General features: G+C 68.8%; 11 protein-coding genes and 2 pseudogenes. 2 read left to right on the top strand and 11 right to left on the bottom strand.

Translation table 11 applies throughout. The annotated features are described in order from the left end of the window. Together IEZ15_RS36235 and IEZ15_RS45595 are read left to right on the top strand one after the other, a co-directional pair. Window positions 1-236 (top strand): transposase (locus IEZ15_RS36235; RefSeq protein WP_506355105.1); only part of this gene is annotated, 236 nt, incomplete at its 5' end. A 205-nt stretch (window positions 237-441) separates the two neighbouring features. Next, window positions 442-537, top strand: a pseudogene (locus tag IEZ15_RS45595) (GlsB/YeaQ/YmgE family stress response membrane protein); the annotation flags it as partial. Here IEZ15_RS45595 and IEZ15_RS36230 read toward each other — a convergent pair. The 11 genes and pseudogenes from IEZ15_RS36230 to IEZ15_RS36185 all read right to left on the bottom strand — a co-directional run. Next, window positions 538-678: pseudogene (locus IEZ15_RS36230) on the bottom strand (IS5/IS1182 family transposase); the annotation flags it as partial. Window positions 679-721: 43 nt separating this feature from the next. Beyond that, complete coding sequence (locus tag IEZ15_RS36225; RefSeq protein ID WP_189281122.1) at window positions 722-883, bottom strand: hypothetical protein; 162 nt, start codon at window positions 881-883, stop codon at window positions 722-724. 286 nt (window positions 884-1,169) lie between these two features. Next, a complete protein-coding gene (locus IEZ15_RS36220; RefSeq protein WP_189281121.1) occupies window positions 1,170-2,561 on the bottom strand; it encodes a serine hydrolase domain-containing protein in 1,392 nt (463 codons plus the stop codon). A gap of 140 nt (window positions 2,562-2,701) precedes the next feature. Next, complete coding sequence (locus IEZ15_RS36215; RefSeq protein ID WP_189281120.1) at window positions 2,702-3,595, bottom strand: serine hydrolase; 894 nt, start codon at window positions 3,593-3,595, stop codon at window positions 2,702-2,704. A gap of 73 nt (window positions 3,596-3,668) precedes the next feature. After that, complete coding sequence (locus IEZ15_RS36210; protein ID WP_189281119.1) at window positions 3,669-4,925, bottom strand: MFS transporter; 1,257 nt, start codon at window positions 4,923-4,925, stop codon at window positions 3,669-3,671. An 85-nt stretch (window positions 4,926-5,010) separates the two neighbouring features. After that, window positions 5,011-6,654 (bottom strand): PucR family transcriptional regulator, encoded by a 1,644-nt coding sequence (locus tag IEZ15_RS36205; protein ID WP_229846349.1) that lies wholly within the window; start codon window positions 6,652-6,654, stop codon window positions 5,011-5,013. A gap of 142 nt (window positions 6,655-6,796) precedes the next feature. Beyond that, a complete protein-coding gene (gene menC, locus IEZ15_RS36200) occupies window positions 6,797-7,900 on the bottom strand; it encodes an o-succinylbenzoate synthase (RefSeq protein WP_189281117.1) in 1,104 nt (367 codons plus the stop codon). Beyond that, window positions 7,897-8,463 carry a hypothetical protein gene (locus IEZ15_RS36195; RefSeq protein WP_229846348.1) on the bottom strand — a complete coding sequence of 189 codons (567 nt, stop codon included), beginning with the start codon at window positions 8,461-8,463 and terminating at the stop codon, window positions 7,897-7,899. The genes menC and IEZ15_RS36195 overlap by 4 nt, the downstream gene beginning before the upstream one ends. 81 nt (window positions 8,464-8,544) lie before the next feature. Continuing rightward, a complete protein-coding gene (locus tag IEZ15_RS45590) occupies window positions 8,545-8,793 on the bottom strand; it encodes a hypothetical protein (RefSeq protein WP_229846347.1) in 249 nt (82 codons plus the stop codon). Between the two features lie 85 nt (window positions 8,794-8,878). Beyond that, on the bottom strand, window positions 8,879-9,991 hold the full coding sequence (locus IEZ15_RS36190; RefSeq protein WP_189281116.1) for a M20 family metallopeptidase: 1,113 nt from the start codon (window positions 9,989-9,991) through the stop codon (window positions 8,879-8,881). Then, entirely contained in the window at window positions 9,988-11,463 is a 1,476-nt protein-coding gene (locus tag IEZ15_RS36185; protein ID WP_189281115.1) for an amidohydrolase family protein, read from the bottom strand. Before IEZ15_RS36185 ends, IEZ15_RS36190 begins: the two co-directional genes overlap by 4 nt. Window positions 11,464-12,501 lie beyond the last annotated feature (1,038 nt).

Here is a 12,501-nt window from a genome sequence, read left to right as displayed (position 1 = left end):
ACCGGCTCTCCCGCTCCGGCGACCGCCAGCTCAACTCCGTCCTCCACACCATCGCGGTCGTGCAGATACGGATGCCGAAATCACCCGGACACGCCTACTACCAGCGCAAACTCTCCGAGGGTAAGACGCCGAAGGAAGCGAAGCGGTGCCTGAAACGCCGCCTGGCCGACCACGTGTGGCGCGTCGTGATCGCCGATGAGCGAAAAGCCAAGTCACTCCCTAACCATGGGACTTGACAAGACACAGAGGCACCGAGGTTAAACGCCAAGCTCAGTGGCCGCACTCAGCCAGATCAACGTCGTCCCGCGCGTTGAAGTGGCGCGGGGCAGCCGCCGACGGATGCTGGATGTTGTCCGGCTGGTAGGGGCCAACCGTTCGTTGTGGCCGAAGTGGGACACGAGGGACGGTGGGCAACGGCGCTTGGGTGAAAGGTGCGTGCGTATGGGTGTCATTGCGTGGATCTTGATCGGCTTGCTGGCCGGTGCGATCGCTAAGGCGTTGATGCCGGGCAAGGACCCGGGAGGCTGTCTGATCACGGGCGAGGGTGAGCAGGGCCTGTCGGCCGGCGCTCAGGCGCCGCCATCGGGTGCCGAGAGCGCGGCGGTGTTCCTTCAGGCGGGCGGCGAGGAAGCGCAGGGCGGAGCCGGACACGTCGACGCCGGACGGGTAAACAAGCATGCGAAGCCTCTGGTGGAGACAGTTCGCTTGGTCGAAAACCCATCTACCACCAGTTGTCGTAGGTGCCGTTGGGCTTGGCACGGTATGGGTAGCGGCCGAGTTTCCGGCCGCGCCGCACTCGGCGCCCGCACAGCAGCACCACGGCGAAGATGCTCAAGAAGAGCAGCGCGACCCCGCTGCCGCCGAGTATCAGTGCTGTCTCCATCGGCTCAGTGTATGAGACACAGGGACAGAGGGCAGCCAAGATACAGCCCGATGGGACAGCCAGCCCCCAAGTGGTGCCAAAACTCGGGGCTGGCGTGGGACGGGGGCGGGGTGCTCGGGGAAGTACCCCAACCCCGCCGCCCGCGATGTCCAGGGTGAAACCGCTCAGTCAGCTTGTCCTTCCAGGCCTTCGGCGGGGGCCACGGAACGCCCCAGGCGGCAAGCTGGTCACGCTTCCGGCCGCCAGCGGGCGTGCGGGCGGCTTCGATCTCTTCGAGCGATGGCGTTCACCGGCTCACCCGCCGATCGGCCCGGCCGGTGTGCAGGAACTGCGCCCGCCCGTTCCCGTCGTCACCGACGAACGCGTGCACCGTGTGCATGCCGTGCTGCGGCTCGGCCGGGATCAGCTTGTCGCCGTCGTACACGACCAGTTCGATCCTTTCCGACGGGCCGCCGTCGAGCTCGACAAACACCCCCTTCGGGTTCCGCTGTACCCACAGCCGGCCGTCGGCGTCCTCGCTGACCACGGTGTCACTGACGGACGACGAGTACTCGCCCACGAACCTCGCCGTCTCGACGCGTGGGGCGTTGGCGTCCGGCACCGGGAGCGCCGGCATTTCCACTCCGGCCAGCTCGCGCAGCACTCGGCCGACGAGTTCGACGTACAGCGGGTGCGAGTTGCCGCCGTTGGTCAGCAGTGCCACCGCGATGTCGCGGTCGGGAACCACTCGCAGGAAGGCGGACTGGCCGAGCGTGCCGCCGTCGTGGCCGACCACCGCGCCGCCCGGCCAGTCGAAGAGCGACCAGCCGAGTCCCCAGGCGTCGCCCATCAGACCGAGATCCATCAGGTCCACCTCGCGGTGCCGCATGGCGAGCGCGCTCTCCGGCGTGAGCACCGCCGTCCCATCGGGCCCCCTGCCCCCGTCGAGATGCATCCGCGCGAACGTCAGCAGGTCCCGCGCTCGCATCGCCAGCATCGATCCTGCGGGCGCGTTCGACCGGGGCAGTGCCCAGGCCTGCGCGGGCTGCGGCTCGGCATCCTGCTCCGGCGAGAGGTGCCCCGACGCGGCACGGAACCTGACAGCCTCGTATGGGCTGGGGGCGGCGTGGGTCAGCCCCAGTGGCGTGAACAGGTGGTCGCGCAGGCTGTCGTCGTAGGACTTGCCGCGCAGCACCTCGACGATGCGTCCGAGCACACAGAAGGCGGCGTTGTTGTACGAGAACATCTCGCCCGGCGCGAACAACTGGGGCAGGCCGGCGAGGAGGGAGACGAGCTTGTGCACCGCGTCGTCGCCGCGTCCGGTGTCGAGGAAGATGTCGCCCTCGAAACCGGAGGTGTGGCACATCAGCTGGCGGACGGTGATCTTCGCGGATGCTGTCTCGTCACCGACGGCGAATTCGGGCAGGTACGCCCGGACCGGGGCGTCGATGTCGAGCGCGCCCTCGTCGACGAGCTGCATCGCCAGCGTGGTCGTCCAGACCTTGGTGATCGAACCGATCTGGAAGACGGAGTCCGCAGTGGCCTCGACGCCGGTGTCCTTGTTCAGTACCCCGGCCGCGCGGTCGATGACCTCGCCGTGTGCGTATACGGCGATCGATGCGGCCGGCACCTTGTACTCGGCCAGCAACTCGGGAAGGCGACTTTCCAACCAGCTACAGAGTTCATTGAGTTCGGACATGTGCACCTCTTGTCTCTGCGAGGGAGAACGGGTGATTCCGGGAGGGTACGACCTACGCGCTCGTGGCCGATTCGTGAGAAACGACGAGAACTGGCGATTCCTTCATCGCGGCCGACGAAACACCCGGCCGCCGGTATGGGTTACCGCCGAAGCCAGTCCACCGCCCGGGCGGCGGCGAACCCGATGAAGGCGTCACGCTCGGGAACTCTCGATCGGGCGTCGGCGGCCCTGGTGAAGACGCCGACTGCGTACCGGCCGCCGTCCGGGTACTCCACCACCCCGATCTCGTTGCGCAGCGAGGGCAGCGTTCCAGTCTTGCCGCTGATCCTGACGTCGTCGTCCGCGAAGCCGGAGCGCAGCCGGTGCGGCCACAGCTGCAGTTCCAGCCAGCGCCGGACGTCGGCGCACGCCGTCGCGGGCGCTGCTTCGTCTCGCCAGATCAGGCCCAGCAGCCGGGTGCTTTCCGCGGCGGTGGTCCGGCAGGTCTCTTCGGGTGTCAACGCACGTAGCCTGGCGAGTTGTTCGGCCGGCAACGCGGCCAGGATGCGTTCGTCGTCCTGGTAGTCGATCCCGAGGTCCTCGCCGATCGTGCGCAACAGCTCCCCGCAGTCGTGGGGGACGGCCGTGTGCGGGAGGTCGAGCCGCCGCAGCGTCTTGGCGATCGCGGCCTTTCCCACCTTCCCGAGGATCAGGTCTGTGGCGACGTTGTCGCTGATGCCGATCATCAGGACGGCCAGGTCGTACCAGGACATCGTGACGTCGTGGCGGAACGTCGCGAGGCCGTACGGGCTGGCGGTCGGATGTCCCGGTGCCACCGTGATCCGCTCGGCGAGGTCGACTTCGCCGTCGGCCGCTTGCCGGGCAAGTTCCACTGCCACGGGAACCTTGAACACGGACGCGGTGACCACCGGTTCCTCGGCGTCGATGCCCATCTGTCGCGGGCCGTCCAGATCGGCCGCGTGCAGCCAGACGCGGACGCCGACTTCCGCCGCTCGGGCGGTGATTGTCGCGACCAGTTCCGATTCGGTGACCATGGGGTGATCCCTTCTGTCTGTCCGGTGCGGACTGTCTGTCCGGACCGGATCTGTTTGCTGGTGCGCCGGCCGGCTACTTGGTGCCGGTCGGCGGGAAGTTGAACTGTTCGGCGCGCTGCGGGACCCAGAACGCGAGCACCGCGGTGAGCAGCGTGGTGCCGATCAGGAAGCCGAACGCCGCGGTGTAGGAGAACGCGTCCGCCAGCCAGCCCATCGCCAGAGGCGCGATTACTCCGGCGACCTGGCCGCCGAAGTTCGTCATTCCGGAACCGAGTCCGGCCACCGCCGTGGGAAGCACCCGCAGCGGAAGGCCGAAGACGCACATCGTCGCCATCCCGAACACTCCGACGGCCAATGTCTCGTAGACCGTGAATGTCGCCGCGCTGCCCGCCGACACCATCAGGGCGAGCAGGACCGAGGTCACCGTCGCGATGGACACCAGGTACCACCTGGCCTTGTCATGGAAGTACCGGTCGAACAGCCAGCCGCCGAAGATGGTCGTCGCGAAGCCCACCAGACTCGGGATCGCCGACAGCACGCCGGTCGCGTTCAGCGACAGGTGTCTGGCCTCGAGCAGATAGCTGGGCACCCAGGTGACCAGGCCGTAGCTGAGCATGTTCATCGCGCAGAACAGCACCGCGAACTTCCACACGGCCGGGGACTTCAGCACTTGCGCACGCGAGACTTCGGGCGTCGTCACCGCCGTTTGCGGGAGCCGGCTGAGCCGGTCCGGCAACGCCTTGGGCAGGAGCGCCCACAGCCCGATGCCGATGGCCGCGCCACAACCCGCCATCCAGAGGAAGGTGTGCCTCCAGCCGATGGCTGTCAGCAGTGGGGCGACGAGCAGGGGTGCAAGGCCGGCGATCCCACTGGCGGACAACATCACGCTGGTGGCGGTTCCCCGTCTCTGCGGTGTCGTCCGTTCCGCGATGGCTTTGAACGACGCCGCCGGGAAGGCGCCCTGACAAGCACCGAACAGGCCACGGAACAGCAGGAGCAGACCGAAGGTGCCGGCCATTCCGGTCAAAGCGGTGAACAGCGACCACAGCACGAGCGTGATCAGCATTGGTTTGCGGGAGCCATACCGATCGGCCAGGTAGCCAGCCGGTATCTGGCAGATCATGTAGACCAGCGCGAAGACGGTGACCAGCGAGCCCTGCGCGGTCTTGCCGAGATGGAACTCCTCTCCGATCGACGGCAGAGCCATGCTGATGGAGAACCGGTCGATGTAGTCGATCGACCAGGCGCACAGCATGACCACCATCGTGATCGTTGCTGTCCGGTTGACCCGCTCAGGTGTCCAGGTGTCCTCGGTGACCACCGCGGTCATGGTTGCCTCCGTACCGCTGCGTCGGGGGTGATGGCCCATCCTGGACATCAGGTGACGCAGCGGATTCGTGGAGTTCCACAAACCTTCAGGTGGTGTTCGGGCGGTGCGGACGAATGTTGACTCGTTGCGGCGTCCGGCTTCTGCTCATGGTGCCGGGCGTGTGGAGCCGCAGTTGCAGCATCGCCGCGAACCGCTCGCCAGGGTCGTCGAGGTTGATCTCACCGACCTCTGCGACCCGTCGCAGTCGGTACCGGAAGGTGTTGGGGTGCACGTACGCCGCGGCGGACGCGGCGGCCACGTCGCCGAAGGCGTCCAGCCAGCACGACAGCGTGTGGACGAGTTGCGACTGGTGCCGGGCGTCGTAGTCGAGCAGGCGGGCGACGGGCCCGGTCGCCACGTCCCCGCGCGCGGCGGCCAGATCGGCGAGGTCCAGCATGAGCGCGTCGACGTGGACGTCCTCCGCCGTGGCCACCCGCCGGGCGCCCTCGTTGGCGAGCAGTACCCGCAGCGCCCGGTCCGCGCCGTCGCGCGAGCGGCTGAGTCCGGAGCCGTCGAGTGCGGGCGGGCCGATGCCGATCGCCGCGTCCACGCGCTGCCCGGTGCGCTCCAGGAAGGTCGACGCGACGCGGATCGACCGCTCCTGGCAGTCCGCCCGGCCTCCCGGCATCGGCACGATGCCGTAGGCCACGTCGCCCACCAGCGCCACGGCCGAGCGCGCCTGGACCGCACTCAGGTGCATGGCCAGCGCGTCCGCGACCCGCTGGCGATCCGCGACCCGGCGCAGACCGTCCTCCGTCGACGGATCGGCGTCCCCACCACCGAACAGACCCAGTGCCAGCACGACCGCGGGCTGCGCCACCAGCCCGAGCCGCGCAATCGCCTCCGGTGCCCCCGCGCCGCCTTCGAGGGCGGTGCTCACCAGGTCGGCGCGCAGGCGGCGTTCGACATCGGCGCCCGCACGCAGACGCAACATGTGGAGCGCGACGAGCTTGCCGGCGTCGATCAGCGCCTGCGTCCGCTCTTCGGACAAGGGCCCGGGCACCGCCGCCCAGATCGAGCCGAGGATCTCGTCGCCGGCCCGCACCGCCAGCGCCACCCGGGGAACGGTCATCGTCTCGTCGTGGAGCGGATCGACGTACACAGGTGTATGGCCGCGATGGAGACGCTCGAAGACGCCGTTGCGCGCCAGGCCAAGCGTGAACCGTTCCGGTACCTGACGGCCCAGGATCGTCTCCACTCGGGACTGGTCGGCCTCGTCCTGGCGGCCGGAGAAGGCAAGCACCCGTGAGCTGCGGTCCTCGATGGTGACCGGCGCGTCCAACAGCGCGGCCACGGCGTTGGCCAACGCGAACAGGTCGCCCGACGGCATGCCGCCCAGCGTCTGCGGCGAGATGTCGCCGATGTCTCCCTCGACGAGCAGGGTGCGGAGCATGGCGGCGACCTGCGCCCACGAGGCGCCTCGGGTGAGTCCGAGCAGTGCGACGCCGGACTCGTCAGCGGCCCGCCGGATTTTCACGGTCGCGGTGAAGGGTGACCGGACGACGAGCGCCGCAGCGCCCTTGCGGCCGAGTTCGTACAGGAGACGGACCACGTCGTCCGGTTCGTGGACGCCCACCCCCAGGACGACGGCCTGGGCGGGGAACTGCGCCTCGTCGAGCGGGTCGTGGATGACTACGCCGCTCAACTGCCGGCGCGTGCCCCCGCCGCCGGCTATCGACTCCAGCAACACGTCCCCCAGGTCCTCGAGAACGCGCGCCAGGCTTGTGTGTGGCTTGCCAGACGTCGGTGTCAGCACCGCCCAAAGGTAACTCCGGCCGCACCGGAACCTGTTGGTCCGATCCGACGGGATTTCACGGCGAGTTCGTCGCGTGCTACGAACCGAGCCACACCGTCGAGGTCGTGACCTCCGCCAGCAGGTCGGGAATCAGGGTGACGCCGAGGCCCGGCCCCTGGGGCACGCTCAGGTGTCCGTCCTTCAGGACGAACGGTTCCGTGATGTCGGTCCGGTAGAACCGGTCCGACGCCGAGGTGTCGCCGGGCAGGGTGAACCCGGGCAGCGAGGCGAGCGCGACGTTGGCCGCCCGCCCAAGCCCGGTCTCGATCATGCCACCGCACCACACGGGGATCCCGTGGGCGGCGCAGACATCGTGCACCCGCCGTGCCTCAAGGTAACCACCGACCCGGCCGGGCTTGATGTTCACGATGCGACAGGCACCCAGCGTGATCGCGTCGGCAGCGGAACGGGCGGACACGATCGACTCGTCGAGGCGGATCGGCGTGCGGATACGACGGGCCAGCTCGGCGTGGCCCAGGAGGTCCTCCTCGTCCAGGGGCTGCTCGATGAGGAGGAGCTCGAAGGGATCCAGTCGGGCGAGCTGGGACACGTCGGACAGCGTGTACGCCGTGTTGGCGTCGACCTGCAGCAGCACATCGTCGCCGAAGCGCTCCCTCACCGCTCGCACCGGCTCGACGTCCCAACCGGGTTCGATCTTCAGCTTGATCCGCACGTAGCCGGCGTCGAGATAGCCGCCTACGGCGTCCAGGAGCTGTGGGACGGAGTCCATGATGCCGACCGAGACCCCGCAGGGCACGGAGTCCCGGGTGGACCCGAGCGCGGTGGCGAAGGACAGGTCGTGTGATCGGAGTTCAGCGTCGAGCACGGCCATTTCGAGTGCGGCCTTCGCCATCCGGTGACCCTTGAACCTGCCCAGGCGGGGCGCGACTCGGCTCGCGGTGACCTCGCCCTCCATCAGGGCCGGGACCAGAAAGTTCCGCAGCACGTGCTCGGCCCCGTCGACGTACTCCGAGGAGTAGAGCGGCTCTTCCATCGTGACGCACTCGCCCCAACCCTCGCCGTTCGTTGTCACGACTCGTATGAGCAGCAGTTCCCGTACGTCCTGCGTACCGAACGACGTCCGGAACGGTGCCGCCAAAGGCATCTGGACACGCAGAAGTTCCACACCATTGGGCTTCATGACGACTTCTCCCTTGAGACCACGTACCAGCCGGCACGATCGAATCCGATGACCCTGGCTTCCTCCGCCATCAGGCCTCCCAACACCTCCCGCAGCGCGACGCGCCACGCTTGGCCCTGATCCGGGTCCGTGCGCCGGAGTGTCTCGATGTCGGGCGGCACGGCGACCAGCACGACCGGCCCGTCGGCCACTGCGGTCAGCGGTCCCCCGTCAGGTGCGACCGACAGGGCAGGGGCCGCACCGCGCTCTCGCAGCGCGGCTACTTCGACTCGGGCAGCCTCACCAAGCGAAGCGGTGGACGCCGCCGGGGCGGAAAGCTCCCAACGGACCATCAGCCGGTCGGTGTCGCCGGCGCCGTTGATGCCGTCGCGCATCGGCCCGTAGAAGTCGGGCAGGTAGCGCGCCGGGCCGGCGCCGAGTTTGGCCAGGTTGAAATACGCGTTCCGCCGCACCAGGGGATCGAACGTCCAGGTGACCAGCGAGACGTCCTGGCGCAACGCCCAGGCGCGCTGGTGCAGTTTGAGGGCGAATCCGATCCCCCTCCCGAGCCCTTGCGGCGCCACGCCGGCGATGTGGCTGTGCAGGCTCGCCTTGGCCGGGCTGCCGAAGAAGCCGAGGCAGGCTCCCAGCAGTTCCTCCCCTTCTTACGCGCCCGCGACATAGTTCCCCACCGCGGCCATCGCCCGCAACAGCTCTGTCGTCGCCGGTTGGGCACCGGTGCCCGGCTGCCAGATCGATGCGAAGAGCTGGCAGACATCGGTCAGGTCGGACACCTCGGTCAGGTCCCGGATTTCCACACGTGAGGCGGCGGCAGCAGCGGTCGCGGCGGCCAGCGCGGCTGCGCTCACGGCCGGGGAAACCAGACCTGACTCATATGTCGCAAGATCTCTCACGGGACTTTCCTTTCCGGGCTTACCGGGCGGGTCACCGTGGTGCCGCACCAGGGTTGTCCGCCGCGTTCGTCGTAGCGCACAGAGTTCACTTCGCCAGCACGGCGTCGATCAGGGCGGTGAGCAGGGCGGTGCGCCGTGGCAGTTCGGCTACGACGACGTGTTCGTCGTCCGCGTGCGCACCGCCGCCCACGCCGCCGAGGCCGTCGAGGGTGGGGATCCCGAGGCCGGCGGTGAAGTTCCCGTCCGAGGCGCCGCCGACAGCGGCGGCGGTAAGAGCTCCGAGGCCGAGTTCGGCAGCGATCGTTGCAGCGAGGTCGAACAGCCTCGACGACGCGACCGCCTGCAGCGGCGGTCGGTTGATGCCACCCGAGATGCGGATCCGCGAGCCCTCGAGTACGGGGCGGAGGTCCCGCACGGCCCGGTCGACCCGCCGCTGCTCCGTCTCGTCCCACACACGTACGTCGACCGCCACGCTGGCGCCTGCGGGAACCGTGTTGGTCGTGGTGCCGGCGGAGAGGGCCGTCGGCACGACGGTCGTGCCCCGCTCGGCGTCGGCCAGTGCCGCGACTGCGAGGATCTGGTGCGCCGCCTCCACCCCGGCGTTCACCCCCTTCTCCGGTTCGAGCCCGGCGTGCGCGGCCCGGCCGTCCACTTCGATCCGGTACAGGGAGGCGCCTTTGCGGCGGCACTTCAACGCTCCGCCGCCTGCCGACGCCTCCAACACGAACACCGCGTCGCAGCCGCGAGCCTCTTCCTCGATCAGCCGCCGCGACGACGGCGAGCCGATCTCCTCGTCACCGGTGACCAGGATCGAAAGACCCGACCGGTTCCCGGCGGCAGCAGCGGCGTGCAGCGCCATCACGACACCTGCCTTCATGTCGAAGCAGCCCGGCCCGCGCAGCACTCCGTCCCGGACGGAATACGGGTGTGTCTCCAGCGATCCGGTGGGCCACACCGTGTCGTGGTGTCCGAGCAGCAGCACACGCGGCGCCTCGCCGAACCGCCACCTCAGGTGCGTGCACCCGTCGATCACCACGCGATCCGGTTCCGTGTCCAGCAGCCTGCGCCCCAGTGCCGCCACGACGTCTGCGCTGCGGGCGACGGCTTCGTGATCGGACGACGGCGACTCGCACCGCACCAGGGTCTCGATGTCCGCGACGAGAACCTCCACCGCCACCTCCGCGCGCGTCGCCGTCATCGCGGCTCACCTCGCAGCGGCTGTCCGGGAAGCGCGTCGACCTGCAGCTCCCCCGCGCTGACCACTGGGACACCACCGACAAACAAGTGCCGCACGCCCACAGACGGCCGCGTGGGCGCGAAGTAGGTCGCGCAATCGGTGATCGCTACGGGGTCGATTACTACGATGTCGGCGTCCGCGCCGACCCCGAGGTGTCCCTTCGCCCGAGCGCCCGGCGCCACCTCGTCGAGGACCCGCGCCGGCAGGTGGGCACACCGCCGGAACGCCTCCGGCCAGTCCCAGGCACCGCTCTCCCGCACCATCACGCGCAGCGTCTTGGTGAACGTTCCCGCGGTGCGCGGGTGCGTCGTTCCCCCGGGCGGCAGTGGCCACTCGGTGCTGTCGTTGCTGCCGTCGGGCCAGAAGACGGGCATCGCGTCACTGGCGACAATCGCGTCCGGGAAGGCCAGCGCCTGGTGCAGCATCGCGAGCTCGCGCGGGTTGCCCTCGTCGAGGAACTCCAGAATGCAGGGCGCCCCGGGGTCGCTGTTCCGCAACTGCCGCAGGCGCCCCTCGTCGGCGATGCGCTCCCCCGATTCGAGCATCACGACACTCGACGGGGACAGGCCCTTCATACGCAGGCGTTCGGCGTCGAGGAAGGCCGCTCCGATTGCCGTGCTGCCGGCCCCGTACGGGTAGGCCTCGACCGTCACCCGAGATCCCGACCGCCGTGAACCGTCCAACGCACCGAGTACCCGGTCGATGTGGTGGCCCGAAGTGCTGTTGACGTGGCAATGGTGCATCGCTGCTCCGGTCTCGGCCGCGGCGATGACGATCTCCTCGGAGCCGTCTGCGGGAGTTCCGGGATCCACCTCGACCAGCTCGCGGACGTGGGTGTACGTCGGCACGCCGGCCTTCGCGGCAAGCCGGGCGACAGCAAGGAACTCGGCAGGCTCACTGTGGGGCGCGTACCCGAGGAGGACTCCGATGCCGAGCGCTCCGGCGCTCAGCTCACCCTCGATCAGGGCCAGCCACTCGGCGAGTTCACGATCGGTGGAGGAGCGCTGCCATGCGCGGTTTCCCAGCACCGCGAGACCGCTCCCGATCTGTGCGTCGGGCTGGATGCCGGCGAGCACCTGGGCCCGGGCACCACCCCACGAGGCGGAGAAGCCGTAGTGCAGCGGGCGTCCGTCCGCGGCGGCCTCGGCGTACGCACGTCCGATGGGCATGAGGCCCGCTTCCAGGTCGAGGGCCGTCGTCACGCCGTCCATGGCCTGCAGCCGCTGCCCCGCGATGGAGTGCACATGGCTGTGCAGGTCGACGAACCCCGGACCGACGACCAAACCCGTGACGTCGACGACCGCGCATCCCGGTGGCACGTCGAGCCCTGCGGCGACGGCGCTGACCACGCCGTCGGACACGAGGACGTCGGCGATGCCGTCGAACCCTGTTCCCGGATCAATGACACGGCCGCCACGCAAAAGTGTCTGCATGCTTTCGTCTCCTCGTCGAGGACGCACTGGAGCACCTGCTGGCCTCCAGTGCGACCCTAGGAGGGAGATCAGGCACCGCTGTTGGTCCAGGCCGAAGAATCCGTGACGGCTTATTCATGCACCCCGACGAACCCGGCACGAAGTACTGCTTCTTCTCCGGGCTGGACATGCCCGGGACGACCGAGCGGAAGAACCCGCGGACGGTGTTCGTGAGCGCCTGAGAACCCTAGGCTCCGAGTAGCGCGCTTCGGGCCGCACCAGCGCGGGCGTGACGGTGGCGAGTGCATCAGCGAGAGTACGGCGGGTGTTGCCCGGCGTTCGGTCCCATCGCTCGTTAATGTAGGCATGGGCCAGGTCGTACCAGGTGGTGCGCTGCCTGATGGCGCGGATTTCGGAAGCCGGCAGACCGGTCTGCTCGTCGAACGCCTCACCTTCACGGGCAGCCGTCATGAGCTTCGCGCGCCGGCTCTCGGCCAGCCCCTTGGTAATGAAGGACTCCGACCGCTCACGGCCGTTGACCGTCCAACGGACCTCGAACGGCTTGCGACGCTGAGGCCGCTCGCGGATGTCCCAGAAGCGGACCTTGTAACTCATCGCCATTCAGGCGTATCCCTTTCGCACGCCTGTCACCAGGCATCCAGGTCGGACCGACGGCAACGGAGCTCACCGTTCGGAAGTTTGATCACGCGGGTGCCTGGTTCCGGGCACGTAGCCGATAGTAGGGCGTGCTCACGGGACGGCTCCCACACTCTGGATCCGCTCCGACTGCTCTCCTGTAGTGGAGCGATGACGCCTGCTCCGGCCAGGGCCGACTTCCAGACATAGGGGTTGAAGAAGTTCCGGTTGACCGCCTTCCGCTCGCGTCCCGTCACCAAGGGGCTGTACGTCCTCGGCCCGCCGGTGCTTGGCTTCCACAGGCGTCTCAGGGGGACGAGGATCGTCCCAGGGCAGCGTGACCGGCACTGGCGCGAAGACCTCCATGTGCCGCTGGACGGCCAGGACCACACTCTTGGGCAGAGGCACGTCTCGCACCTTGCG

The organism is Streptomyces atratus (assembly GCF_014648655.1).
Lineage (GTDB): Bacteria > Actinomycetota > Actinomycetes > Streptomycetales > Streptomycetaceae > Streptomyces > Streptomyces atratus.
The sequence above is the reverse complement of the archived record's forward strand: the minus strand, read 5'-3'. Positions and strand labels throughout refer to the sequence as shown.

Coding starts and splice junctions, on each gene's coding strand:
- IEZ15_RS36225 (WP_189281122.1), bottom strand. CDS start 883: ATGGAGACAGCACTGATACTCGGCGGCAGCGGGGTCGCGCTGCTCTTC.
- IEZ15_RS36220 (WP_189281121.1), bottom strand. CDS start 2,561: ATGTCCGAACTCAATGAACTCTGTAGCTGGTTGGAAAGTCGCCTTCCC.
- IEZ15_RS36215 (WP_189281120.1), bottom strand. CDS start 3,595: ATGGTCACCGAATCGGAACTGGTCGCGACAATCACCGCCCGAGCGGCG.
- IEZ15_RS36210 (WP_189281119.1), bottom strand. CDS start 4,925: ATGACCGCGGTGGTCACCGAGGACACCTGGACACCTGAGCGGGTCAAC.
- menC (WP_189281117.1), bottom strand. CDS start 7,900: ATGAAGCCCAATGGTGTGGAACTTCTGCGTGTCCAGATGCCTTTGGCG.
- IEZ15_RS36190 (WP_189281116.1), bottom strand. CDS start 9,991: ATGACGGCGACGCGCGCGGAGGTGGCGGTGGAGGTTCTCGTCGCGGAC.
- IEZ15_RS36185 (WP_189281115.1), bottom strand. CDS start 11,463: ATGCAGACACTTTTGCGTGGCGGCCGTGTCATTGATCCGGGAACAGGG.